Annotated in this window: 25 protein-coding genes and 1 riboswitch; of the genes, 7 read left to right on the top strand and 18 right to left on the bottom strand. The window is 50.4% G+C overall.

Annotated features, from left to right (window positions below; translation table 11 throughout):
* Positions 1-5: 5 nt before the first annotated feature.
* The 13 genes from ACZYR9_RS11440 to ACZYR9_RS11380 form a co-directional block, all read right to left on the bottom strand.
* Entirely contained in the window at positions 6-773 is a 768-nt protein-coding gene (locus ACZYR9_RS11440; protein WP_488978617.1) for a 3-oxoacyl-ACP reductase, read from the bottom strand.
* Between the two features lie 12 nt (positions 774-785).
* Positions 786-2,255: an acyl-CoA reductase gene (locus ACZYR9_RS11435; protein ID WP_488978616.1), complete on the bottom strand. Its 1,470-nt coding sequence runs from the start codon at positions 2,253-2,255 to the stop codon at positions 786-788.
* An 8-nt stretch (positions 2,256-2,263) separates the two neighbouring features.
* On the bottom strand, positions 2,264-3,391 hold the full coding sequence (locus ACZYR9_RS11430; protein ID WP_488978615.1) for a LuxE/PaaK family acyltransferase: 1,128 nt from the start codon (positions 3,389-3,391) through the stop codon (positions 2,264-2,266).
* 69 nt (positions 3,392-3,460) lie between these two features.
* Entirely contained in the window at positions 3,461-4,489 is a 1,029-nt protein-coding gene (locus ACZYR9_RS11425; protein WP_488978614.1) for an ABC transporter substrate-binding protein, read from the bottom strand.
* The gene (locus ACZYR9_RS11420; protein ID WP_488978613.1) at positions 4,486-5,247 is read right to left on the bottom strand and encodes an ABC transporter permease; all 762 of its coding nucleotides are present in this window, start codon (positions 5,245-5,247) and stop codon (positions 4,486-4,488) included. Before ACZYR9_RS11420 ends, ACZYR9_RS11425 begins: the two co-directional genes overlap by 4 nt.
* Complete coding sequence (locus tag ACZYR9_RS11415) at positions 5,244-5,993, bottom strand: ABC transporter ATP-binding protein (protein WP_488978612.1); 750 nt, start codon at positions 5,991-5,993, stop codon at positions 5,244-5,246. Before ACZYR9_RS11415 ends, ACZYR9_RS11420 begins: the two co-directional genes overlap by 4 nt.
* A 52-nt stretch (positions 5,994-6,045) precedes the next feature.
* Positions 6,046-6,155: riboswitch (TPP riboswitch) on the bottom strand.
* Between the two features lie 81 nt (positions 6,156-6,236).
* A complete protein-coding gene (pdxA, locus tag ACZYR9_RS11410; protein ID WP_488978611.1) occupies positions 6,237-7,235 on the bottom strand; it encodes a 4-hydroxythreonine-4-phosphate dehydrogenase PdxA in 999 nt (332 codons plus the stop codon).
* A gap of 5 nt (positions 7,236-7,240) precedes the next feature.
* A complete protein-coding gene (locus ACZYR9_RS11405) occupies positions 7,241-8,524 on the bottom strand; it encodes a four-carbon acid sugar kinase family protein (RefSeq protein WP_488978610.1) in 1,284 nt (427 codons plus the stop codon).
* Between the two features lie 162 nt (positions 8,525-8,686).
* On the bottom strand, positions 8,687-10,474 hold the full coding sequence (locus ACZYR9_RS11400; RefSeq protein WP_488978737.1) for a sigma-54-dependent Fis family transcriptional regulator: 1,788 nt from the start codon (positions 10,472-10,474) through the stop codon (positions 8,687-8,689).
* 120 nt (positions 10,475-10,594) lie between these two features.
* Positions 10,595-11,533, bottom strand: a complete 939-nt coding sequence (locus ACZYR9_RS11395) for a DMT family transporter (protein ID WP_488978609.1) — start codon at positions 11,531-11,533, stop codon at positions 10,595-10,597.
* The gene (locus tag ACZYR9_RS11390; protein ID WP_488978608.1) at positions 11,517-12,719 is read right to left on the bottom strand and encodes an MFS transporter; all 1,203 of its coding nucleotides are present in this window, start codon (positions 12,717-12,719) and stop codon (positions 11,517-11,519) included. The genes ACZYR9_RS11395 and ACZYR9_RS11390 overlap by 17 nt, the downstream gene beginning before the upstream one ends.
* A complete protein-coding gene (locus ACZYR9_RS11385) occupies positions 12,716-13,165 on the bottom strand; it encodes a MarR family winged helix-turn-helix transcriptional regulator (RefSeq protein ID WP_488978607.1) in 450 nt (149 codons plus the stop codon). Before ACZYR9_RS11385 ends, ACZYR9_RS11390 begins: the two co-directional genes overlap by 4 nt.
* Before the next feature lie 143 nt (positions 13,166-13,308).
* On the bottom strand, positions 13,309-13,959 hold the full coding sequence (locus ACZYR9_RS11380; RefSeq protein WP_488978606.1) for a GntR family transcriptional regulator: 651 nt from the start codon (positions 13,957-13,959) through the stop codon (positions 13,309-13,311).
* Between the two features lie 160 nt (positions 13,960-14,119).
* On the opposite strand from ACZYR9_RS11380, the gene ACZYR9_RS11375 reads away from it, so the two are divergent.
* Genes ACZYR9_RS11375 through ACZYR9_RS11365 form a run of 3 tightly spaced genes read left to right on the top strand, consistent with a single transcriptional unit; the run spans position 14,120 to position 17,271 of the window.
* On the top strand, positions 14,120-15,190 hold the full coding sequence (locus ACZYR9_RS11375; RefSeq protein ID WP_488978605.1) for a tartrate dehydrogenase: 1,071 nt from the start codon (positions 14,120-14,122) through the stop codon (positions 15,188-15,190).
* A complete protein-coding gene (locus ACZYR9_RS11370) occupies positions 15,190-16,488 on the top strand; it encodes an MFS transporter (RefSeq protein WP_488978604.1) in 1,299 nt (432 codons plus the stop codon). Before ACZYR9_RS11375 ends, ACZYR9_RS11370 begins: the two co-directional genes overlap by 1 nt.
* A gap of 24 nt (positions 16,489-16,512) precedes the next feature.
* Positions 16,513-17,271 (top strand): maleate cis-trans isomerase family protein, encoded by a 759-nt coding sequence (locus ACZYR9_RS11365; RefSeq protein ID WP_488978603.1) that lies wholly within the window; start codon positions 16,513-16,515, stop codon positions 17,269-17,271.
* Between the two features lie 101 nt (positions 17,272-17,372).
* Here the strand turns inward: ACZYR9_RS11365 and ACZYR9_RS11360 are convergent, their stop codons facing one another.
* From ACZYR9_RS11360 to ACZYR9_RS11350, 3 genes are read right to left on the bottom strand one after another with little or no spacing between them, the layout of a single operon-like run.
* Positions 17,373-18,143 (bottom strand): dioxygenase family protein, encoded by a 771-nt coding sequence (locus ACZYR9_RS11360; protein WP_488978602.1) that lies wholly within the window; start codon positions 18,141-18,143, stop codon positions 17,373-17,375.
* Positions 18,144-18,157: 14 nt separating this feature from the next.
* The gene (locus tag ACZYR9_RS11355) at positions 18,158-18,811 is read right to left on the bottom strand and encodes an alpha/beta hydrolase (protein WP_488978601.1); all 654 of its coding nucleotides are present in this window, start codon (positions 18,809-18,811) and stop codon (positions 18,158-18,160) included.
* A 52-nt stretch (positions 18,812-18,863) separates the two neighbouring features.
* Positions 18,864-19,259: a DoxX family protein gene (locus ACZYR9_RS11350; RefSeq protein ID WP_488978600.1), complete on the bottom strand. Its 396-nt coding sequence runs from the start codon at positions 19,257-19,259 to the stop codon at positions 18,864-18,866.
* Between the two features lie 145 nt (positions 19,260-19,404).
* Here ACZYR9_RS11350 and ACZYR9_RS11345 point away from each other — a divergent pair, with 145 nt between their 5' ends.
* The 3 genes from ACZYR9_RS11345 to ACZYR9_RS11335 all read left to right on the top strand — a co-directional run bounded on the left by ACZYR9_RS11345 (position 19,405) and on the right by ACZYR9_RS11335 (position 21,540).
* Entirely contained in the window at positions 19,405-19,944 is a 540-nt protein-coding gene (locus ACZYR9_RS11345; protein ID WP_488978599.1) for a helix-turn-helix domain-containing protein, read from the top strand.
* Between the two features lie 83 nt (positions 19,945-20,027).
* Entirely contained in the window at positions 20,028-20,327 is a 300-nt protein-coding gene (locus ACZYR9_RS11340) for an ArsR/SmtB family transcription factor (RefSeq protein ID WP_488978736.1), read from the top strand.
* Between the two features lie 181 nt (positions 20,328-20,508).
* A complete protein-coding gene (locus ACZYR9_RS11335; RefSeq protein WP_488978735.1) occupies positions 20,509-21,540 on the top strand; it encodes an LLM class flavin-dependent oxidoreductase in 1,032 nt (343 codons plus the stop codon).
* 77 nt (positions 21,541-21,617) lie between these two features.
* Here ACZYR9_RS11335 and ACZYR9_RS11330 read toward each other — a convergent pair whose 3' ends face one another.
* Positions 21,618-21,998 (bottom strand): ArsR/SmtB family transcription factor, encoded by a 381-nt coding sequence (locus tag ACZYR9_RS11330; protein ID WP_488978734.1) that lies wholly within the window; start codon positions 21,996-21,998, stop codon positions 21,618-21,620.
* A 1-nt stretch (position 21,999) separates the two neighbouring features.
* Positions 22,000-22,425 carry an SRPBCC family protein gene (locus ACZYR9_RS11325; protein WP_488978598.1) on the bottom strand — a complete coding sequence of 142 codons (426 nt, stop codon included), beginning with the start codon at positions 22,423-22,425 and terminating at the stop codon, positions 22,000-22,002.
* 269 nt (positions 22,426-22,694) lie between these two features.
* On the opposite strand from ACZYR9_RS11325, the gene ACZYR9_RS11320 reads away from it, so the two are divergent.
* A complete protein-coding gene (locus tag ACZYR9_RS11320; RefSeq protein ID WP_488978597.1) occupies positions 22,695-23,768 on the top strand; it encodes a ParM/StbA family protein in 1,074 nt (357 codons plus the stop codon).
* Positions 23,769-23,773 lie beyond the last annotated feature (5 nt).

The following is a 23,773-nucleotide window of genomic DNA, read 5'->3' as shown; positions in this document are numbered from 1 at the left end:
TTTGATCAATGCATCGTCAATCCGCCGTCCACTCTTAAACATTGGCCGGTAATAAAGGCCGCCCATTCCGAGGAAAAAAACAAAACGGCCCCCGTAATATCATTCGGAGAAGCCAGCCTTCCCATCGGCGTCAGACGGACGAGCGCATTCCTGACATCTTCTTTCGTCTCCCGGCTTGAGTCGGTAGGGTACGTCAATCCGGGCGCCACACAGTTGACCGTAATTCCGAAAGCTCCAAGCTCGGCAGCCAGATTGCGGCTGTAGCCAAGCAGGGCCGATTTGGCCGTGGTGTAGTCATGATACGGAACAACGGGAAAATCAATCAGATTGGTCGTCATATTCACGATCCGGCCGCTGTTTCGTTCTTTCATGTGGGGAATCACCGCTTTGCAAACCTGAAACGCACCGCCCAAACTGCCGTCCAGCTGTCTTTGATAGTCGTCCCATTCGATATCCCAAGCGGTTTGGCGCTGCTTAGGGTTGAAGCTGTAGTGACTGAGCGCATTATTGACGACGATATCGATTCCGCCGAACGCCTCCACCGCCTCGGAAACCATCCGCTGCACCGATGCCCCGTCGGTTACATCGGCCTGCAGGGCGACGGCCTCTCCTCCCGTCTGACGGATGTGCTCCACCACTTCCGCCGCCGCTTTTTCATTGCTGATATAGTTAACGATAACCAAGGCTCCCAGAGCGCCGAATGCCTTGGCAATACTTGCTCCGATGCCCCGGCTCGCGCCCGTGACCAAAACCGTTTTTCCTGCAAAGTCCATTCGTATCCCCCTCTATTCCACATCGGGATCGTATCGTTCGGCATCCCGCTCCGCGCTTCGCTCCAAATCCACCCATCGGACCAAATCGAGCAGATTCAGGCGGCCGTCATGGTGCCAGCCTGAGGGTGTCCGCGGCATCTCCCCGATCGCGCAGATGCGGGTAGCGCCGTACATGCCGAGCAGCCCCGCCATCGGCTCTAACCGGTCCGGTCCGACGGCAAGGCCCACTGTCTGCAAATATTCCCGGTAAGACCGGATTTGATCGGCGGCCGTCTCCAAGGATTCGCACGCAAACACATGGATCGTCCGGTTCAACGGAGAAGCCTCGAAGCCGGGCCGTCCATGATAAATGACCGTCCAGTCCGTTCCCGTCCGACTCGTATAAACCGCAACAGACTCTCCCCGCAAGCACATCATTTCGAACCGCTGTCTTACCGCGTGAATGGCCATCGATTCTTCGTCGGACAGTAGTGCTCTAGGCTTCTTCTCGTGATAGCGCTCCATCTCGGAAGCGAGCAGCTGCCCGAACTGCCGCGGCGATACCGCGCCGCCTTCTTCGACGAATACACTGTGGGGGGCCAAGCAGCCCTGCTGATCATAAACCGAAGCATCCTCCGCCAGCCTGCGTGCCGTTTCCTGGTACCGGTCTGCGGTCAGCGCCTCCTGCCCGATCATCGCGAAGCTGATCTTATGGCCGTAGCTGACAAAGCGCTTGGTCCCGGGCACTCTCGACCGCAGCTTTTCCACCGTTTCCTGCGAGCCGTAAGCGACGACCGCTTCCGCCGCCGCGATGACCGGCTGCTCCAGCTCTTCATTCCCGCCCTTCCATGGCAGTACGGCAAGGCAGTCCGCAAGCGCAGGATCGACTTCCGCCAACGATTCGGCAAACAGCACGGCCATCAGCGGCTCAGCCGAGGAGGTCTTGCCCAGATTGGCCGATTTCAATAATATGCCCATGACCAGACTCCAGATCGGAAGCCCGGGCACATTGCCGGAAAAAACGTGAAATAACAGCTCGGGCCCGTATGCCCGGCTCATTCCGCCGTTTTTCCGCGGCCGGAATTCATCCAGTACCGCCGAAGCATCGAATTCCTCGTCCAGAAAGCGAAGCAGCTCCTTCCGGCGAAAGGTCCGGAAGAAGCGCTTGAGTTCGAGCCGAATCATTTCCCCGTCGTAGCCCGTAATGACCGGAAGCCAAGCCTCCGCCAACCGGCGGAGGTCATAGTCCGGGTCCAACCATTTGCGCACGGCCAGGTCCAATCGCTCAACAATTTGTTCTGTTCTTAAGCGGGACAGGTAGTCCCTTCGCCTCACGGAAATTTCCCGCGCAATGTCCGTGATCAACTCCGGCGTCAATATTGGGTACTGCAGAACAAGTGTTCCCTGAGGTCCATCGAGATGCCGCTCCGTGAATGAGGCCAGCCGGATTACGCTTGGGACTTTATATGCGGGCCTTACGACCACCTTCTCCAATGCGCTCATGCTCTCACCTACTTCTTATTCGAGCTCAACAGCTGATCGACGGCTATGGAGCAGCCGCGGGCTTCCGAGCCTTTGATCCGGCCCAGCAGGTTAAGCCCGTGTTCATTTTTATACCCCATATCCTCCGTGAGAACAGCCAATGCCGAATTCCAATTGCACAGATCATAGTGGGCCAATACACCGGTTTGCCCATCAGGTACCGGATCCAATGTATCGGGGTGAAGAACGAGTGTCCGAATCCAGGGCGGATTCGCTTTTTCATGCACGGCTCGCCCCGTCAGTATGCGGCTGCGTATCGTTTGATCATAGATTTGGGAGCTGAGCTCCGTCATCCCGTACATATTGATGCAGAACTCGCGCTCTAGGCCAAAATGCCCTTCGATCTTTTGGTAAAGCTCCTCCGCGGTAATTTCGCGGGACTGTCCCTTCAGACCGCCGGTGTCAAAAAGACGGCTCCCCTCCGGAAGCTCGACTCGATAGCCATATGCCGCACAGTAATCCAGCAAATGCACATAAGCAAAGGTCGCCCCGATCAGAAGCACCGGTTCGTTACGGGCAGCACATTCCTGCAGCGTCGCAAGAGCCCCTTCCATATCCAAACCGTTGTCTTGCGAGTAAAAATAGCGGCTTCCGGGTGTACCGTAATGCTCCACAGCCTTCGTCAAATAACGGGAGAGGGAAGAATTGCGATTCACGTCGGCTGCCGGAGACAGCACCAGCACGGTGATCCGTTCACGATCCGGAAGCACATAATGTTTGAAAGGAGGTGCCATCGAGGCATCCCATACCTCCAAGGTCGGATGGTAATGCCTTCCCCGCTTGTCCGCATTCGTCGTTCCGCTGGTCATGAATACGGCTTCCGCTTCCTCCGCAGGCTCGCACGATAGCGTCAGCTCTTTGAACGCCTGAATCGGGATCGGCGGAATGTCCCGCCAATCCTTTACCGTTAATGGAGATTTACGCCTGGCTTGGGCATATTTCTTGTACGCTGCATTGTGTTGAAATTGATAGCGAAACAGCTTTAAAGCCGTCTCCTGAAACAAAGCCTCCGATTCGGCCTCCGTCACATCTCCTGCCGAGAAGCGCTCGATATATTCCAAAATATGCTGTACGATTTCTTTCGATTCCGCCTTCAATGTGCATCCCCCTCCCTATAGCACGGTTCCCATATGGACTAATATGGATGCCGGACCGCATCTGTGCGGCTACTTCTTCGGAACTAGGTCGTTCGTTACGATATCGCCAAGATTCAAGTTATTCTGGATCAGACCTAGCTTCTTATATACCTCGGCACCTTGCTGCAGTACCGACGCATCCAGCCAACCGAGTCCGTTTTTGTCCGTATCTGCGGATACTGTGGATGCATTGCGCAGCTTGATGATTTCCACATTGCGGGCTTTATCTTTTCCGTCGATCGCTTTGGTCACAGCTAATTCAGCCGCCGCATCCGGATTTTGAATCATCCACTCGGCGCTTTTTTTGTACACCTCAAGGAAATTTTTCAGCATTTCTTTCTTCTGCTGGAAGGTCTCCTCGGTTACAACGAATACGTCGCTGGGTACGTTCAAGGAGTCCTTCACGTTGATTACATTCACTTCTCCGAGTCCCTTCAGCTTCGCATCGGCCAGACCGGTATCCGTAGCCGCCGTAGCATCAACCTGCCCTTGAATCAGAGGAGCAAAATTGGAAACGCCGGTTTCCACGAGCGTGACATCCTTCTCCGTTAAGCCCGCCTGATTCAGAACGACCAGCAGGTTATGCCGGGTGCCGCTGGACAAGCTGTATACGCCGATTTTTTTGCCTTTGAGATCCTTGGGCTCCTGAATGTTCTTATCCTTCAAAGACACGATATTGAATACGTTTTGAGGATAAATATTATAAATAACGTGCAGCTTCTCGCCTTTATCTAGTGCAAAGTACAGGGACCCCGGATCGGTAAACGCAATGTCGGCCTGCTTGGACAGGATGTTCTTAATCGCATCTCCGCCCCCGGCTCCCGGAACAAAAGTAAAATCGATGCCCTTTTCCTTAAACCAGCCCTGCTCCTCGGCATGATAAAGATTCGTCTGTTCGGTGATCGGCTTGCTCCAGCTGGCCATGACGACCTTTTGCGTTTGCGCCGGCGCTTGAGCGGCCGGTGGAGCCGAATTGGCATCATGGGACGACGAGGTGCCGCAGGCCGATAACAGCAGGCTCCCCGCCAACATCATGGCTGCAATCGAATATTTTTTCATTGATCTTTCTCCCTTTTATATGGTTTTAGCTTGATCCTCTCAACAACAATAACGATCTGATACAGGGCCATGCCGAGCACGGTGAGCAGCAGCAGTACGGCGAACATCAGAGGTGTATCCATCATCCCCTGGGAGGCGATGATCAGCGCCCCGAGGCCTTGGTTGCCCCCGATAAACTCACCGACCACCGCCCCCACCACGGCCAGCACCACAGCGACGCGAAGTCCTGAAAGAATTCCGGGCAAGCCCGCCGGAAGCTTCAGCCGGAGCAACGTCTGCCAGCGGGAGGCGCCCAGCACCCGGAACAAGTCCCGCTTCAACGGGTCTACGTAGTGAATCGCGGTAACGGTGCTTTCCAGCAGAGGAAAGAAGGAAATCAGCGCCGTGATGACGACTTTGGGGGTTGTCCCGAATCCGAACCAGATCATAAACAGCGGAGCCAGAGCCAGCTTGGGCACGGCTTGACTGGCCACGACATAAGGGGATAACAGCCGTCTTAACCACGCCCATTCGCCCATCCCGATCCCGCAAAGAACCCCGAACAAGCCGCCCAGCAGCAAGCCGAGTACAATCTCAAGCAGCGTTTGGCCGATATGTTTTGTAAAATATCCCGTAACCAAGCCCGTCCACAGGGTATCGGCTATGACCGACGGAGCAGGCAGTACCAGCTCCGAAACCCCGCTGGAACGGACAAAGCCTTCCCATGCGGCGATCAGCAGTACAAAAAGCCCGAACGGAAGAACTGCATTCCGAATCACTTCCGGCCTCCTCCTTCCATCGCCTGTCTCACCGCCAGACAAACCCGGTTAAATTCGCTGTCATAGCGCATTTCATAATGGCGCTCATCCGGCAAAGGAACGGAATATTCGCCGGCAATGCCTCCGCCATGAAGAACGATGACACGGTCCGATAAATACACGGCTTCCGTAATGTCATGGGTAATAAAAAGAACCGTGATCTTCCTGCTCCTGCACAGCTGGAGAAGGTCTTCCTGCAGCGACTCCCTTGTCAGAGCATCCAGCGCAGCAAAGGGCTCGTCCATCAGCAGCAAGGACGGCTCCCGGATCAAGGCCCGGGCAATGCCTACGCGGCTTTGCTGACCGCCGGACAGCTCGGCGGGATACTTATCGGCATGCAGAGCAAGCCCCATTCGCTGAAGGTAGGCGTCCGCAGCCTCGCGGTCGGCCCGGGTCGGCTTGCGGAGCAACGACACCGGAAGCAGGACATTATCTCTTACCGTCTGCCACTCCAACAAAGTAGGCGCCTGAAAGACCACGCCGACTTGGGTTTGCGGCTGCGTGACCGGCTTGTCCGCGATCAAGACCGTCCCTTCGTCAGGCGCGAGCAGACCTGCCGCCAGCTTTAACAAGGTCGTCTTGCCGCAGCCGCTTCGACCGGCCAGGGACACAAACTCCCCCTTCTGAACTTGCAGCTGCAGCCCATGGATGACCTGATGCTTCCCGTTATAGTTGTGACTTACATCTTGAAACTCCAGGTAGGCCACCTAGATCCTCCCCCTGCCTTCAACTAACAAAAACACACCTTGCCCATAGCAAAGTGTGTCCCTCACCTCTCCCTACGCTGGCATGACCCAACAGGTTCAAATGGTTAACGGCGGACCAGCCGTACTCTCAGCCCGGTTCTCCGGGCTCCCACGCTGTATACAATTATATTCATGATACGCTATAGGTGGCCGGCGGTCAAGAAAGAGCCTGTATTCCTCCATTGGAACACAGGCTCTTTTGTCTTAGATATCTTTTGGAGCCAATTCGATGGCATCCCGCAGCGCGGCCAGCATACTCCGCTCATCGGCAATATTTTTACCGGCAATATCAAAAGCGGTACCGTGATCTACCGAGGTACGAATGATCCCGCCCTTTAATCCGACCGTAATATTGACTCCTTCTTCCAATCCCAATACCTTGATCGGACCATGGCCTTGGTCATGATAGCAGGCGACCACGATATCGAAGTCCCCGCGGACCGCACGGAAAAACAACGTATCGGCCGGGTACGGCCCTGTTACATTGATGCCCTCCGCTTTGGCTTTCTCAATGGCCGGAATGAGCTTCTCTTCTTCTTCCCCGTTCCCGAACAAGCCGTTCTCACCGGCATGAGGATTAATCCCGCATACCGCAATTCTCGGCTCGGTCTTCCCGGCGCGGGTAAGCGTCTCATGAGCCAGCTTAACGACCGTATACGTTCTTTCCGGGTTAATCATCTCGATCGCTTTAATCAAGCCCACATGGGTCGTCAGATGAATGACCTTCAGATTCGGAGAGGACAGCAGCATCGAGTAGTCCTCGGTACCGGTTAACTCGGCCAAAATTTCGGTATGGCCCGGATACAGATGTCCTCCCTTATGAAGGGCTTCTTTATTCAGCGGCGCGGTGCAGATCGCATGAATTTCCTTGTCTTTGGCAAGCTCCACGGCCTTTTTAATAAATTGGAAAGCCGCGTTCCCCGCTTCACTCGAAACCTGTCCAAACGGCAGATCCGCAGGCAAAATATCCAGATCAACGCAGTCGATAGTGCCATGCTCAAACAGAGCCTCGCTCAGTTGACTGATTTTATTAATCTTCACATCGGCCTGCACGATGCTTCTGGCCCGTTCCAAAATTTTATAATCCCCAATGACGACCGGCTTGCACTGCTCATACACCTGAGCCGATTGCAGCGCCTTTACAATGATTTCCGGTCCGATACCGGCAGCATCACCCATCGTTATCCCTATAACTGGTTTCATACAGTTTATTCCCCCTTGAGCTTTTGTATGGAATTAAGCAGCGATAAATCCGTTCCGAATGCCCCCGCTTTAGTGATGGCATACATCGGCTTGGCTCCAATTGTACGGCCGAGCGGGATGCCGGTTTCCACTTCGGCAATGAGTTGGAATCCGGTCACGCCAAGCTGGGTACAGACCTGCTTGGCCGTATCTCCTCCGGTTAACACCAAGCCCTTCAATTCGCAGGCTTCGATCAGACGGGAGGTTACTGTTCCCAGTGCGGCGGAGATCGAATTGCTCACCGCGCTTTCGTCCATTCCGTTCTTTTTGCCCAGCCGTTGGGCCTCTTCAATATCTTCAGGCTTTCCGGAGGAAAACAGAGCAATATCAGCCTGCTCCCGAAGTGCCTGCATGGCATCCTCATATGCTCTTTGGATTTCCGCCTTACGGGATTCTTCATCGGCTACAAGCAAAGAGGAGCGCAGCTCTATACCTTTAATATGAGGCTGTTCAACGACAATGTCCAGCTGTTTGCGGGTGGTTGGACTTACACTGCCGGCAACGAGCAGCACAGGCTTCTGATCCTGCGGAATTTCCAGCTTGATCTGCTTTGGTTCAAGCCCGTAAACCTCCGGTAAATAATTAGCCAATCCTGCCGAGCCTACCCAACAAACGGAATAGCCGCTTTGGGACACCGTTTGAACAATAAGCCGCAAATCGTCTTCCTGTTCGGCATCAAATACGATGTACCGGATCTGATCCTCTTGACATTGCTTCAGCTTGGCCTGAACCGGTTCGAGCCCGGATCTCAGTTCCTCATAAGTCACCAAAGCCACCGAGCGCTCCGATTGATTCTGCACAAGTCTTGGGATATAGGAATCGCGCACAGGCGTTTTCGGATCTCTTGCGATTTCCGTCTCGCCCAAAGGCTTGCCGTGAAGGTAGTGAATGCCCTTGACGGTGGTTCGGCCATTCTTCGGATAGGCCGGAGCAATCACGACGAAATCCGGTTGAAACGCGTCGTATAGAGCATCGATCTCCGTCCCAAGATTTCCTCTCAGCGTGGAGTCCACTTTTTTGTAGATCACATCAAAGCTGCCCGATTTAAGAACCTGCGACGCTTCTTTGACCTTGTCATAGGCTTGGCTCGGGGGCAGCCAGCGGCTATCCGTATCGATGACAATGGCATCCCGAGCGATAGCGGTTTCATCCAGCGCGAATAAGACCGACGTATTTAAACCGTATCTAGCCAGCTGCACTCCGCTATCATTAGCTCCTGTCAAATCATCAGCAATCATCGCTAACTTCAACGCATTCACCTCTTTTAAATGAAAAATGTTTAATTTTTATACATATATTTCTCAAAAAATCGCTTTCGTTACTCTAAATCATAATATTTAATCGCCAGTAAATCAATAAAAACTTTTAATTTTGTAAAAAAACGAGTGAAAGTGTTTAAAAACAAAACACTCTCACTCGTTTCTGGTCTGCTTTAGCTTTCTCCACAAGGTAGCTCTCGTGATGCCCAGCCGCTTGGCCGCTTTGGATTGATTCATATGCTCCTCTTCGAGCACGCGTTGAATAATTTCGTGTTCGATATCCTCAAGCGTTTGCTGAATATCGATTTCCATAAAGCCGCTGCGGGCCGCGCTTTTCTTTATGCGGGAATGCATTGGAAGCAGGGATAGCACGTTGTCTTCAATGTATTGTCCTTTGGAAATCCTCACAAAGGAGTCGATCATATGTTCCAGCTCTTCGAGGTTCCCTTTCCATGCAAAGTCAGACAGCTTTTCCAGCACCTCGCGGCGAATTCCGACGATTTGCTTTCCGTACTTTTCATTTGATTTTCCAATAAAATAACGAATATATTCATCCAGATCCTCGATTCTCTCACGTAAGGACGGAATATAAACGGGATGCCTCGACATCAGCTTATACAGCTCTTCACATACGATGCCTTTGTCGAGCATGGCCTTGGGAGATTCCTTAAAGGACAGGATCACTTTGTATGGCTGCCGTTCCAACCATTGGCTGACAGCCGATTGACTGAGATAATCAAGCTTTTCCAGCCCTTTGATATAAACCGTTCCCGCTTCCATCCCGGACAGTACATCAGTCAATCTGGAAAGCGCACCGGGGGTGCCGGCCTTAATCTGGATTTCTATAAAAGGTTCGTTGTTCAGCTCCAATGATCCGTGAATCGCTCCCGCGATATATTTCTTGCCCGTCCCTTCCTCTCCGAACAAGGTAATCAGATGCTTGCCGGCTGCTTCTGCCGCTTGTTCGATAGCCTTCCTGCCTTCTTTGGCCGAGCCGAGAATCTGGGTAAACGAATTGACCGGAGGCTGGGTATAATGAATCTCCAGCTCCTCCCCATCCCGCAGCGATTTTATTTTCACAAAGTAAAGGCGCCGATGCCTGTCCTCTTCAAATAACCCCAAACTCCACTGCAGCTGCCGTCCTCCCGCACTAACACGGGATATCGCTTTTTTATTTTCGTTGACGTTGTGCACCATGGGCATCCAATCCGGAAACATTTCTACTAAAGAGAGGCTGGGCGTTTCCCCGAAAAGCCGTACAAACCGGTCAAAGCTGGGGTTTGCAAAGCGGATCCCTCCCTGCTCGTCGGCAATGGCAACCCCTTCTTCCAGTTCATTGAGCAGCGCTTCGTAAGCCCGGTATTTCTTATCTCCTTGCAGCAGCAATTGATAGATCTGCTTGGCATGATGAAAAGCCTCAATAACGGATTCTTTTCCCGATGTAATCAAGACACCCTGTAATCCGTGCTTCTTCGCTATGCGTATGGTAACGGTATCACCCACAATCACTTGAACGCCCTTATCCTTGGCCTGCCGGATAATGCCCTCCACCTGCGACTCCTCATGAATTACCGTATAAGGAATTTCAATTCCCATCAAGTGGGAGACGGCAATCACACCATCGCAAATATTCGGAAAAGCGACCATCTCAAGCTTCCCCTTATAGTCTTTGACCAAGGTTAGCGTGCGAAGGATATCGAAGCCCGATAAGGGGATTTCCACCACAGGCTGGGGCACATGCTCCCGAAGAAGATTCGCCGTTCCTCCCCGGCTGATAATGATATGGTACCCTTCGTTTTCCAGATGCTTATATATGACTAGGGCTTCTTCAAGGTCGCCTTCTTTTACCGTGATATCCAAATCCGTCTGTTCCGATGCCAGGCTTAAAGCTAATTCTTTCAATCCTCGATATGGAGCCAGCAGCAAAATCTTGATCTTCATAGCCAAATCAGATCCTCCAACCTGCTTGATGGTATATTATGACGGCATGTATATATAAGTAAAGCACTTTAAGCCTCCCTTTGTTCGGGTACCTAAAGTGCTTAAACTGTTTAAAGTGTATCACTTTCCGTATGAAAATTCACCATTTCTCTTTTTCCTTGGCGGATCCGGTTTTTTGGCATGGACAAGCCACACCCCGGCAAGAATACATATGATCCCGCCTATGGTCGCAGGCTTGAGACTTTCGTTGAGCACCAGATAACCGGATAATACTCCAATGACCGGAACCATCAGCAGCGAGACCGCCGCTTTGCTTGCTTCTAGTGTGGACAGGATACGAAACCAAAGAATGAACGCAAACGCCGACGCGACAACCCCCGCAAAGACAATGTAAATGACGGGCATGATCCCCCAGCGGCTTGGGCTGTGCTCAAAGCAAAGGGAATACAGGAAAAGCCCCGCGGCCCCCACGGCCATCTGCCATGTCGTAAACTGCATATTGTCGCAATGAACCAGCTTCCGTTTCATAATGATCGTCGATACCGCCCAGGCAACACCTGATGACAAGGCCAGAAGAAAGCCGCTAATCCCGCCTCCCCAGTGCACATCAAGGGCCAAAAACAAACCGGCTATCCCTATGATCACCCCTGCTGCTTTGGAGAGATTCAATCGTTCTCCCGGAAGCCAAAAATGAGCCATAACCGTAAGCCAAAGCGGCATGCTGTAGGTCAGAACGGAGGTTAACCCGGCGCTCATCTCATTTAAAGACAGCTGTATGGCAATATTGAAGTAGGTCGTGTGCAGAAGACCGCAAGCGATAATCCATTTCCAATCTCTTTTACGCGGGAGCGGAACCCTTTTATAAATATAAAAGGCCAGGAGCACCGCCGCGCCCAGCCCGAATCTGTATCCTGCGAACAATACCGGGGGAAAAACCGAATTCGCCTGCTTCATAATCACCCAGTTAAATCCCCATATTAAACATAAGATGACGATCATGATGTTCACTGCCAGCACCTCTTGATGTATAAAGATATTCCGTTTAAAATGCCTTTTCATTCAAAGTCCTGCCGGATTTCATCAGGACCAGCTTCCGATGATGCAGACCGTAATAAATCACTGCCGTTCCGGCAACGACAATGCCTGCGATGAAATACATCGTATGATAGTTTGTAGCCGCTGCTACGATGCCCAATAGATAAGCGCCCAGGCCGTAGCCGGTATCAAACAGCACAAAGTAGGTTCCCGTAGCCACCCCTCTTCGATGATCCGGGGACGATTGAACCGCTATGGTTTGAAAGCTCGGAAGAAGCGCGCCGAATCCGAGCCCGATCACGCCGCCCGTAACCAAAAACACCAACGGTGTTTGAGCCAGGCTTAACCCGATCATGCCCAGAGTAAACAAGAGTATCCCCGGGTAAACGAGTACGTGGGCACCCAAACGGTCGAATATTTTTCCCGTAAAAGGTCTGGATATCACGATCATCGCGGCAAATATCATAAAGAAATAGCTCGCATACGATCCCATTCCGAGGTCCTTGGCATAAACGGAGATAAAGGTGGTTATCGCTCCGTAGGAAAAAGCCAGGATGCTTCCGGCCAAAGAAATAGGCAGCGCCCCCGGTTCGAACCATTTCCTCCAGCCCGCTGCACGCTCTGCTTTCTTTCGCCCCTGCTGCTCGGGGATTCGGACGGCGAGCCCTAAGATACACGATAACAAGGCGAGAAGGACGCAAAAACCGAATAACACAACCTCATTATAATGCTCCATAATCGTCAGTCCCAGAAAGGGTCCGATGACCATCGCCAGGCTCATAAACAGGCTGAAATAGCCGATCCCTTCCCCTTTGCGGTGATCGGGAACCAATCCGACGGCAATCGCTCCGGTCGACGTCGCGGCAATTCCGAAGCCAATGCCGTGAATAAACCGCAACGCAAGCAGTACATAGAAATTATCGACTACCATATATACAGCCGTACAGCCCATAAACAGCAGAAGCGACAGCATAATGATTTTGCGTTTATTCAGCTCATCGATCCATTTGCCCGCCAAAGGACGAAAAATAACGGCCGCAATAATAAAAACCGTCATCACCAGCCCGATTTGCTCCTGACCGCCCTTTAAAGAATCCGTGACAAAGATCGGAAGGGTAACGGCCAAAATGTAAAAGGTCATAAATAAAAAAAAGCTGCTGAAGCATACAGCAACAAAATCACGATTCCATAAATTTTGCTCCCTATTCAAAGCTGTTCCTCCAAGTCTTTAATGCTTCTGTCTGCATTTTTGGTAATTTGGACCAATAAGGCCCTGAGCCGCTCCATGTCTTCCTCCGATAATCCGTCCAGAGTGGAGCTGACCACCTGCCTTTCAATAGGCAGAAGCACTTGATTTAACGATCTCCCTTTGTCTGTTATGAACGTCAAAAAGGATCTCCGGTCCACGGCATTCGGTCTTCTTTGAACCAGACCTTTGCGTTCCAGCTGATCCAGTATTCTTGTGATGTTGGCCTGGTCCTTCTCCGCTCTATGGGCCAAGTCCTTTTGCGTGATGCCATCCCGTTCCGCCAACCGGTTTAATACCGTCCACTGCTCGGTGGTAATGTCGTAAGGCTGATAGTGAAGCGAAAGCAGCTGGCTTAACCTGCGGCCGGCATGATTGATGATAAAGCCTAAGGATTGATCAATTTTCAAAGACAGGCCTCCCCATTTAATTGCTATAGCAATTATAGTTGCGACAAGTATTTTTGTCAATCAAACCAAGGATTGTGCCGGAGCCCTCCGTTTTATCATCAGGTGTTTTTTATAATGTAAAAACCCCGGTGATCGACCAGGGCTCAACTTTTCTCATCCATATTTAATTCATCTCTGTTTTTCATACAAAATAAGCAGAATTCAAGATCCCGCCGCAAATGCTCTTTCATCAGTTTTTCAGCGGTTTCACTTTTTTTATGGATAATGGCTTGATAAATCTCCTCATGCTCCTCTTGCAGATTAGGCCGATTGTAAAATACCACATCATGTCGAAAGAGAAAAATAATCGATCTCATTTTTTCGTACGTTTCCTGCATGTAAGGATTCCCGCTCGCTTCCATAATCGTGTCATGAAAGGCGGTGTTGCATTGCATCGCTTCATCCTTTGATCCCGTTTTCGCTTTTTCTATACATTCATGAAGAAGCGTTATTTTCTCTTCAGATAATCCCGCTGCCGCTTGAGAAGCCCCGTATCCTTCGATTAGCATCCGCATGGAGTAGATATCGCGCAGCATTTTTTCCGTCGGCTTGATGACACGTTTATCGACGACTAGCCCGTCTTGTTCGAGCCGCCGCAACGAATCACGTATGGGCGTCCGGCTGACATTAAGTATGGCTGCAAGAGATTCTTCCGTCAATTTCTGCCCGGCTGCTAATTTCCCCCCGACAATCATTTCTCGTATGATTTCATAGGCTTGTAGATAAGCAGGTTCCACTTTTTTAATGGACTGCATGAAACTCACCTCATCCGCAAGGTTGTTTAACTTAAGAATTATATACGAAACAAAAAAAATATACTAGTCTAGATTTTGTATACAGGATCCAGTATCCTTTTTTATACAGGGTGTCATATAAACCATACAACAGGTGGCTTTACCAAGAAAGGAGAGAAGGATGAATCATTATGAAATCGCCGTCATTCCAGGAGATGGAATCGGAAAAGAAGTCGTTCCTTTCGGAGTGAAAGCGCTGCAGCTAGCAGCAGATATACACGGGGGATTTTCATTCCGGTTTGAAGAATTCCCATGGAGTTGTCAATATTACGTTGAGCATGGCCGAATGATGCCAGAGAACGGGATCGACATCCTGAAAAATTTTGAAGCAATCTTCCTTGGAGCCGTAGGGCTTCCGGACACGGTTGCCGACCATGTATCGCTCTGGGGATTGCTTATCGCCATCCGCAGAGAAATGAAGCAGTATATTAACCTGCGTCCTGTAAAACAGATGCGCGGTGTACGCTCCCCCTTAGCGGCCCCCAACGACTTCGATATTCTCGTAGTCCGCGAAAACGCCGAGGGCGAATACTCCCCTATTGGCGGTCGTATGGCTGCAGGCCATGATGAAATTGTCGTTCAGAATGCCGTTTTCACACGCAGCGGCACGGAGCGTGCCGTTCGTTATGCGTTTGAGCTCGCAAAAAAACGCGAAAAGCAATTTGTAACCAGCGCGACCAAGTCCAATGGAATCATTCACTCCATGCCGTTTTGGGATGAAGTGTTTCAGGACTTAGGCCGGGAATACCCTGAGATCAAACAAGCGTCTACGCATATCGATGCATTAAGCGCTTTCTTTGTGACAAAACCGCATACGCTCGACGTGGTCGTCGCATCGAATTTGTTCGGGGATATTCTAACGGACTTAGGCGCCGCCATTATGGGCTCGATCGGTATCGCTCCATCGGCGAATATCAACCCGGACCGGAAATATCCATCGATGTTCGAGCCCGTGCATGGATCCGCTCCGGATATTTTCGGCAAAGGCATTGCCAATCCGGTCGGACAAATCTGGTCCGCAAAAATGGTGCTTGATTTCTTTGGATACGAAGAGCTCGGACAGCTGCTGCTCGATGCCGTTGAAGATACGATGGAAGCGGGCATACGCACACCGGATCTCGGAGGAAAAGCGAGCACGGCTCAGGTAGGAGAAGCGGTGCTTCAGAAATTAAAAGAAAGAGGTAATGTGTAATGGCCATGATTCAAAACAATGTGGTTACCCATGCCAATATATCCAACAAGCAGCGCTATATCACTTTAGGAGGCTCCTGGGCGTCGTGGTTGTTCGACGCTTTGGATGCCGCCATCTTCGGGTTTGTTATGTTAGCGGTTGCAAATTCTTTCTCCGTCCAACTGGGAGATGTGGTTTCCACCATCGCTTGGTTCCTCCTGGCGACGGGTATAGGCGGGTATTTCCTGGGCAGTATCTCCGACAAGATCGGACGGAAGAAAACGATCCTTGCCTCGGTATTCGCTTATGGAGCCGGTACATTACTATGCGGGTTTGCCGATAGCGTTATAGAATTAAACCTTTATCGTTTTATTGTGGGAATCGCCGTAGGGGGACTATGGTCTGCTGCAGCGTCCTTAGTCTCTGAAATTTGGAAGCCTGACGGCAGAGCGAAAGCGATTTCCTTTATGCAAACCGGTTGGGCCGGCGGGCAGCTGTTAGCCGCGATTTTCGCTTGGTACGTGCTGAGCCCGACAGATCCGGAATCCTGGAGACACCTCTTTATTTACTCCAGTCTCCCGGCCTTCGCCACTTTCCTTTTTGTTCTGATTTTTGTCAAAGAATCGCCGGTTTGGTTAGCAAATCGGGAATTTATGAAGAAAAATGCGAGCAGGACAAGCATGTTCGAAATTTTTAAACCGCAATATCTCAAGGCTACTTTACTGGCTTTAATCATTTCCATCCTTGGAATGTACGGTTACTGGATTATTACCGCGTTTACGCCGACCTATCTGCAAAATATTTTGCATGTGCGAATCGATCAGGCTCCTGTATTTTTAGTGTGGACAGGCATCGGAGCGATCATCGGATATATTGTCTACGGTTATCTGGCTGAAAAAATCGGCCGCCGTAAATCCTTCGCCGCTTTCTTTATTGGAATGACCTTGATGATTCCTATTTTCACCTATGCCGTAAGCCATATGCCGCTGACGGACGGGAAGCTTGAATTCACGACTGAAAACGTTTTGATTTTGGGCGTTTTGGCTGCGCTTCTCGGTTTCTTTACGGGTTATTTCAGCGGCTTCGGCTCCTGGTATTCCGAGCTGTTCCCAACGAGCATTCGTTCCACGGCGTCCGGCTTCTGCTTTAACTTCGGACGTGTCGGGGCGATCTTAGGGATTAAGTTGGTTCCTGTACTGATCCCGGTCATTGGATTTTCATTTACCATCACCCTTGCTTCGATATCTTACTTCGCGGCCGCCATTATGGTATTCACATTAAAAGAAACCAAGGGAACCGAATTAACAAGCGGAAACTAAATAGAGACAGAGGAGAGAGAAACCATGAAAAATTATAGAGTAGGACTAATTGTGCCGAGTTCAAACACGACCATGGAGACGGAAATTCCGGCCATGCTTCAATCCCGTTACGAGCTGTTTCCGGAGGAGCGGTTCACCTTTCATTCGGCTCGCATGAGAATGATGCATGTGACGCCGGAGGAGCTAAAGAAAATGGATGTGGACAGCGACCGCTGCGCGCTTGAGCTCAGCGATGCGAGATGCGATGTTCTTGCTTACGCATGCTTAGTGGCGATCATGTGCCAGGGGCCAGGCTATCATGTGCTATCGGAGGAGCGTTTATCCAAAGTCGTTCACGAAAATCAAGCGCCGGCACCAATCGTAAGCTCTGCCGGGGCTTTAATCGAAGGGATTCAAACGCTCGGCTATAAAAAGGTCGCTATTATTACACCTTACATGAAACCGCTGACGAACCAGGTTATTGATTATATCCAAAGTACAGGGATCGAAGTAACCGATTCCATCAGCCTGGAGGTATCGGATAATCTTGCCGTTGGCCGGTTGGATCCCATGAACTTAATTGAACATGCCGACAGGCTGGATATCAGCCGGGCCGATGCCGTCGTCCTCTCTGCATGTGTTCAAATGCCGTCCCTGCCTGCGATCCAAAAAGTGGAGGACCGGTTAGGAAAGCCGGTTTTATCCGCAGCGACATCAACGGTGTACCGCATTTTGACCAAGCTCGGGCTGGATCCTGTAGTACCGAACGCCGGATTCCTGCTTTCCGGAAAATTCAAAAGCTAGGTTGAAATCATAAAGAGGCAGCTTTGCGTGAATTGCGCAAGCTGCCTCTTTTATAATCGCAGCCTTAGTAACCACCTTCAAAAGGCTGCCTCGTATGTCCATTACTCAAATTTCCAAGCGCTTAAGCTCAGGTTGCCGTATTGATAGCTCCGATGCAGCAGCGTCGCCTTTTTATTGGCATCGCCGCTGCCCATCGCCAGCAGCAACGGAATGAAATGCTCCGGCGTAGGAACCGCTTCTTTCGCATAAGGAGCTATTTCATCATATTTAAACAAAGCTTCCAGGTCCCATGCCGTTAATTTGTCTTCAAGCCATTGGTCGAACTCCGCGGCCCACGGGTTGATATGGGCAGCCCCCCAATCCAGTTTCCTTAAATTGTGAACCGTCCCTCCGCTTCCGACGATCATGATATCCTTCTCCCGGAGCGATGACAACGCCTTGCCGATCCGGTATTGCTCCGCATTCGATAAAAACCGGTTTACAGACAAAGCGATGACCGGAATATCCGCATTCGGATAAAGCAGATGCAGCACGACCCAAGCGCCGTGATCCAGTCCCCGAACGGTATCGATTTCCGCGGGAATGTTTTCTTGCCTGAATAAGGCCTGCACTTCGCTTGCGATGGCCAAATCGCCGGCAGCCGGATATTGGATCTGATACAGCTCCTTTTGGAAGCCCGAAAAATCATAGATGGTTTCATAGGATGACGCTCCGGAAACCTTCTGCTCTCTGCTTTCCCAATGAGCCGAGAACAAGACGATAGCTTTGGGCTTTGGAAACCGGGAAGCCAAGCCCTTCAAATAATCCGTATATTCATTATTCTCTATGGCTAGCGACGGGGCGCCATGGCCGATAAAAAAGGAAGGGATCATAGCAAAGCACTCCTTTATAAGGTGATATTCATCGCATCCTGCTGCAGCCAAATCGTAAAGTCTCTTTTGTTCTCAAGAGGCACCTCATGCCCGGCGGCATAAGTTCTATACGTGACACGATCCGATAATTGACTGAAATAGTCACGATTGTCGTCGCCAAGCTGTCTCGGGAACACCTGGTCATATTCGCCATGCGATATGAAAATGGACGTATGTTTCACGGATCGAAGCGGATACTCGTTTTTAACAAAAGACGGAATATACCCGTTTAACGCCACAATGCCTTTGATTTGTTCTCCCATGACCAGCGCCAGAGACATTGAAAGAATCGCTCCCTGACTAAAGCCGAGAAGATAGCGGCGGGCAGGATCAACGGCGTATTGACCGGCGGCATAATCAATAAAGCTCTGCAGCTGCTGCACCGCTTGATCAAAGAGCTCACGAATCGGGTTGCCGATACTTTTGATATGAAAATAAGCATATCCGTTACCTAAGGGAAGGTCTCCGCGGATACTGATCACAATAAAGTCGTCCTTCAATCCGTCCAGCAGAGGAATCATATTTTGTTCGTTAGACCCTTTCCCATGCATCACAAATACGGCAGGATACTTCTTATCCGGTTGATAATGTTCAGGCAACACGACTTCGTACTGATATAGTGAAGACATCTGAAATCCATCCTTTTTGTCGAGGATACGTTCGAAAAGCGGTTGACCCACGTTACTTATTTTTAAACAACAGCTGGTCTACTCCGAATCCGCGCTCACTCGCCGCTGCAAAATAGGCGGCCAAAGCCAGCAGCGCAAGGTCCAGCTCATAACCGGCCATTTGGCCGTTCCCCAGCAGACCCGCCGGCAGCTTCACCGTAATGATGGCCCCGAGAAGGATAGCAATCAAAGCGATTGATACATACCGGGTTGCAAAGCCCACGATTAAAGCAATACCGCCGATCAGCTCCAAAAACGTGACGATATAAGCGAGAAATTCAGGGAGACCGATACTGCCGAACCATCCGGCGACATTACCGACTCCCATTTGAACTTTAGCCACGCCGTGGGCCGTAAAAATAATTCCCAATAAAACCCTCATAAGTGTAGAAACTGTTGATAAAGTCATTTTAAACCATCTCCTTTTGTTTTCTTATACGAAACTATGATTCATATTTGTTAACTTCAAAATACCACTTCTTGTTTGTGCCGTCAACCATTTGTTTGGTAATATGAATATTATATATTTGATAATAAACCAAGGGGCGTACCGTATGGATATTGGAGCAACAATTCGCGCAATACGAAAAAGAAAGAAACTGACCATTCCTCAGCTGTGTGAAGGGACAGGCCTTTCCAAGGGCTTTATCAGCAATGTGGAAAATAATAAAACCTCTCCTTCCATTGCTACTTTAGAGAGCATAGCCGCCTTTCTTAAAGTGCCCCTTCCCTATTTACTGCTGCAAAAGGAAGAGCGCATGCACGTGACCCGGAAAGAAGAAAGGGAGCGCACGACTACAGGGAAGGAAAAATTAAACGTGGAGCTGCTCTCCGCCAAAGCAGGCCTGCGCATGATGATCGTGGAGTTTCCCCCGGGAGCGACGACCGGGGATAACCCCCATGCCCATGAAGGCGAGGAATGCCATTTCGTATTAAAGGGAACCATTTTAGCAGAGCAAGGTGAAGACCGGGCGGTGCTGGAAGAAGGGGATTCCTTCAGCTGGAATGCAAGTGTCCCCCATAAAGTAACCAATACCGGGAAAGACCCTGCCCTTGTGCTCATCTCGGTGTATAGAGAAGCCTACTTGGATTGAGAGGTTATCACGTATACTTTAGGGGATTCGCTTCTGCTTTTTAACGAATTGACATATCGGGATTTCACGATATAATGAGTGTCATGAACCCTATATTAGTGTTTAAAGCTTTATCGAACGAAACACGCCTGCAAATCCTCCATTGGCTCAAAGAACCGGAGAAACACTTTCCCTCAGAAGGCGGTGAGAGTAAAAAAATCGGGGTTTGTGTCGGTCATATTCAAGAAAAGGCCGGATTATCGCAATCGACGGTTTCCCAGTACCTGCTTATGCTTCAGAGAGCGGGTCTGCTGGAAGCGACCCGTCACGGCCAATGGACATACTACAGAAGAAACGAACCGGCTCTTCAAGAGCTGGCCGGTTATATCAAAGATCAGTTATAGACTACCTTTCCAAATACATGGTGGAGTTCTCATCGGAAATTCTCCATGTATATGTTCTGTTTAAATATCTAAAAAGATAGATATATAAATATTTATATTTATCTTCTAATTGGAGAAGCTGTAATCTAAACCGGAATTCATTGTTATGAAGGTGCATTTCCGGATGAAAGGGGAACCCGCCATGCCTGAAGGCCATCAATCACCTAAACAAGTTCATGAAATTCCTGTTTCTATATTGGATCTTGCCCCTATCGTCGTTGGCAGCACAGCGGCGGAAGCCTTGAAAAATACGCTCGACCTTGCGCGTCATGCCGAAAAGTGGGGTTACCACCGGTACTGGCTTGCCGAGCACCACAACATGACGGGAATCGCCAGCTCGGCTACATCCGTGGTGATCGGACATGTGGCAGCCGGAACGGAGAAAATCCGTGTAGGCTCCGGAGGTATCATGCTGCCTAACCATGCGCCGTTAATGATTGCCGAGCAGTTCGGGACGCTGGAATCCTTATTCCCGGGCCGCATTGACCTCGGTTTGGGAAGAGCCCCCGGATCGGATCAGCTTGCTGCCCGTGCTTTGCGGCGCGGACTGGGAAGCAACGGTGACGATTTCCCGGAACTGCTAAGCGAGCTTCGCGGTTTGCTGAACCCGTCACTCGGAAATCGGCCGATGGGAGTACGCGCCGTTCCGGGCGAGGGATTGGATATTCCGATCTGGCTGCTCGGCTCCAGCGATTTCAGCGCACGGTTAGCCGGCCTGCTCGGACTGCCTTTCGCCTTTGCGAGCCATTTCGCACCGGATTATATCCAATACGCCCTGGAGCTTTACCGCAGCGAGTTCCGGCCTTCAGCAGCGCTGGCTGAGCCTTACGCCATGATCGGTGTTAACGTCATCGCAGCCGACACAGTCGAAGAAGCCCAGAGACTGGCGACCTCGCAGCAGCAGCAATTTCTTAATCTGATCCGCGGCCGCGCAGGCCAGTTAAATCCGCCGGTGGAAAGTATGGACCCTTTATGGACGCCCCATGAACAAGCGATCGTGGAAAAACAATTGAGGTTTACGGTAACCGGAAATAAAGATATGGTTCGGGAGCAGCTGAACGGTTACCTTGAACAAACCCAAGCCAATGAATTGATTGTGACGGCTCAAATCTATGATCATCAGGCCCGTTTGCGGTCCTATGAAATTCTGGCGGAGATCATGAGCGGAAAGTAACCTCATCATCGCCGTGGACATAAGCCACAGCCAAAAAAGAGAGGCAGCGCCAAGCTCCTCTCTTTTTGGTATGGATATTATTCCTTTGATTTTTGCTCCACGGTGTCCAATGGCCCCGCCGGAGCGTCATCGTCCGGCCCATCCGATTCAACATAACGCTTTAATGCCAGCATTTTATTTTCCCAGAATCGTTCATAGTAAGCGAGCCAACGCTTCAGCTCGAGGAGAGGGTCCGGATCCAAACGGTACCGGGTTTCCCGGCCGACCTTCCTCTCTTTGACAAGTCCCGCATCGGCCAAAACGCGCAAATGCTTGGACACCGCCGTCCGGCTCATCGGAAAATGCCCGCTGATGACGGTCACAGGCATCTCCTGATCAACAAGCATCTGGATCAGCTTGCGGCGGGTCGGATCGGCAATCGCCTGAAACACGTCATGCTTCGGTGCCGGCGCCTCCATCTTAGCCCTCGACGTAATGGCCGAGCTTTTCAAGAAGACCGACCCAGCCATTGCCCATCCGTTCGCGAACCATCGCATGAGCTTGTCCGAATTCAGTCACCTTGTCCGCATCCCAGCCGGAATGAATCAGCGTCAGTTCGGTTTGTCCGTTTTTCTCGATTAATTGGAATGTAAGGGTCCAATCTTTGCCCCATGCAAAAGAAAGACGGTGAGGCGGATCAATTTCGGTCACTTTACAAGGAGACTTCCCGAACGCACCTGCTTCCAGATGAAACTCATGCCCGACTACAGGCTGAAAGTCATTCGGCATAAACCAGGCGGCAAGGCCCTCCGAGGTAGCCACGGCCCCCCATACCTTTTGAATCGGAGCATTCAAAAGCTGCGTCTGCCGGATGTCCGGCAGCGTATTTTGACTCTTGTTTTCCATCTTCTTACCTCCAAGATCGATTCGATTTTCCAGTCGGCAGTTGATTTCGTATCGGTTTCCCTAACCGGTTAAGCTTCCCAATGGAACCCATTTCCATTCGAGGCCATTACATTAACAATACGAAACCTTTTGGTTTCATATTCGTCATATTACGATACCTTTTGGTTTCATGTCAACTCTTAGGTATTTGTCACATCCTTCCTCCCGCCGCATATTATTTTTGTATATCAATATTTAGCCAACTACGAATAATACTTGGAGGGAAATACATGAACCAGCCTATCGTGATGGGAATTGACCATGGAAACGGGTACTTTAAGGGTTACAGCGAGGATGTGAACGGATTAGTTCTTCCCAGCGGATTCTTTACCAAGGATAGCGTGAAAAGGGAGGATTCTACAGGCGTAGGCGATATCGAATATAACGAGTTCGAGTCAAGCTTGTATGAGGGTGAACAATATATGTGGGGACCGGAGGTGAATGGAGCCAAAGGAAAATTCCTTTCCACTTATACAAGCGAAGAACGCTATGCTCAAAAATATTACAAGCTGCTGAGTCAATTCGGTTTAGCCAGCCTGATTAAAGAAGAAGAAGGAGCATTTGAGGTTTTTCTTGTTACCGGTTGTCCTTCAAGAGAAAAAGGCACAAAACGGGAAGATGAACTCTCCCGCATATTCAAGGGCAAACACACCGTCCTGATGAATGGCCAACAGAAGATCATTAACGTAAAGGAATGCAAGGTTCTGCCTCAGCCGCTTGGAAGTATTTTGGACTTATACATTGATGAAGGGGGACTGATTGACAGAAAAGAAATCGGAACTTCTTATATCGGTATTGTAGATATCGGTTCCGGTACGACGGATTGTGACGGAATCGATGCCTTAAGGGCAATCCCCGAAGACCGGCATACCATCCATGCAGGGGTTCATGAAATTTATCAGCGTCTTGCCGATTACATCAATTCCCAGAGTCTTGATGCTTATGCCACACCAAAGAGTGTAGAGATGCAATTCGACCGCTCGATTTACCAAGCTTCCAAACGCCTTTCCATCCCTATTCAAGAAATGAAAGAGAAAATCGTCCGTGAAACCGCAGAATACATCATCAATGAGCTTCAAATCCGTTGGAGAAACCGAAGCAAGTTTGACATGGTCATTCTAACAGGCGGCGGTGTAAAGGTGCTGCAGCCATGGTTTAAAGAATTTATTAAAGACATCACCGTTGTCGAGGATTATCAATTATCCAATGCCAGGGGCTTCTGGAAATTCGGGCTATTGCTTTCCAAAAACAAAGATGACATGGTAGAACGCCTGAACCGGCAAGCTGTCCTGACCAGGAGCTGATTAAC

Source organism: Paenibacillus sp. F024 (genome assembly GCF_057814255.1).
Note: the sequence above shows the minus strand (reverse complement) of the source record. Positions and strands in the feature narration are given on the sequence as shown.

What these genes read in the sequence shown, in the direction of transcription:
- ACZYR9_RS11375 (WP_488978605.1), top strand. Translation starts at nt 14,120, where the DNA reads ATGAATCATTATGAAATCGCCGTCATTCCAGGAGATGGAATCGGAAAA.
- ACZYR9_RS11345 (WP_488978599.1), top strand. Translation starts at nt 19,405, where the DNA reads ATGGATATTGGAGCAACAATTCGCGCAATACGAAAAAGAAAGAAACTG.
- ACZYR9_RS11435 (WP_488978616.1), bottom strand. Translation starts at nt 2,255, where the DNA reads ATGAGCGCATTGGAGAAGGTGGTCGTAAGGCCCGCATATAAAGTCCCA.
- ACZYR9_RS11350 (WP_488978600.1), bottom strand. Translation starts at nt 19,259, where the DNA reads ATGACTTTATCAACAGTTTCTACACTTATGAGGGTTTTATTGGGAATT.
- ACZYR9_RS11365 (WP_488978603.1), top strand. Translation starts at nt 16,513, where the DNA reads ATGAAAAATTATAGAGTAGGACTAATTGTGCCGAGTTCAAACACGACC.
- ACZYR9_RS11325 (WP_488978598.1), bottom strand. Translation starts at nt 22,425, where the DNA reads ATGGAAAACAAGAGTCAAAATACGCTGCCGGACATCCGGCAGACGCAG.
- ACZYR9_RS11340 (WP_488978736.1), top strand. Translation starts at nt 20,028, where the DNA reads ATGAACCCTATATTAGTGTTTAAAGCTTTATCGAACGAAACACGCCTG.
- ACZYR9_RS11355 (WP_488978601.1), bottom strand. Translation starts at nt 18,811, where the DNA reads ATGTCTTCACTATATCAGTACGAAGTCGTGTTGCCTGAACATTATCAA.
- ACZYR9_RS11320 (WP_488978597.1), top strand. Translation starts at nt 22,695, where the DNA reads ATGAACCAGCCTATCGTGATGGGAATTGACCATGGAAACGGGTACTTT.
- ACZYR9_RS11380 (WP_488978606.1), bottom strand. Translation starts at nt 13,959, where the DNA reads ATGCAGTCCATTAAAAAAGTGGAACCTGCTTATCTACAAGCCTATGAA.
- pdxA (WP_488978611.1), bottom strand. Translation starts at nt 7,235, where the DNA reads ATGAAACCAGTTATAGGGATAACGATGGGTGATGCTGCCGGTATCGGA.
- ACZYR9_RS11425 (WP_488978614.1), bottom strand. Translation starts at nt 4,489, where the DNA reads ATGAAAAAATATTCGATTGCAGCCATGATGTTGGCGGGGAGCCTGCTG.
- ACZYR9_RS11370 (WP_488978604.1), top strand. Translation starts at nt 15,190, where the DNA reads ATGGCCATGATTCAAAACAATGTGGTTACCCATGCCAATATATCCAAC.
- ACZYR9_RS11330 (WP_488978734.1), bottom strand. Translation starts at nt 21,998, where the DNA reads ATGGAGGCGCCGGCACCGAAGCATGACGTGTTTCAGGCGATTGCCGAT.
- ACZYR9_RS11400 (WP_488978737.1), bottom strand. Translation starts at nt 10,474, where the DNA reads ATGAAGATCAAGATTTTGCTGCTGGCTCCATATCGAGGATTGAAAGAA.
- ACZYR9_RS11395 (WP_488978609.1), bottom strand. Translation starts at nt 11,533, where the DNA reads ATGAAAAGGCATTTTAAACGGAATATCTTTATACATCAAGAGGTGCTG.
- ACZYR9_RS11360 (WP_488978602.1), bottom strand. Translation starts at nt 18,143, where the DNA reads ATGATCCCTTCCTTTTTTATCGGCCATGGCGCCCCGTCGCTAGCCATA.
- ACZYR9_RS11335 (WP_488978735.1), top strand. Translation starts at nt 20,509, where the DNA reads ATGCCTGAAGGCCATCAATCACCTAAACAAGTTCATGAAATTCCTGTT.
- ACZYR9_RS11440 (WP_488978617.1), bottom strand. Translation starts at nt 773, where the DNA reads ATGGACTTTGCAGGAAAAACGGTTTTGGTCACGGGCGCGAGCCGGGGC.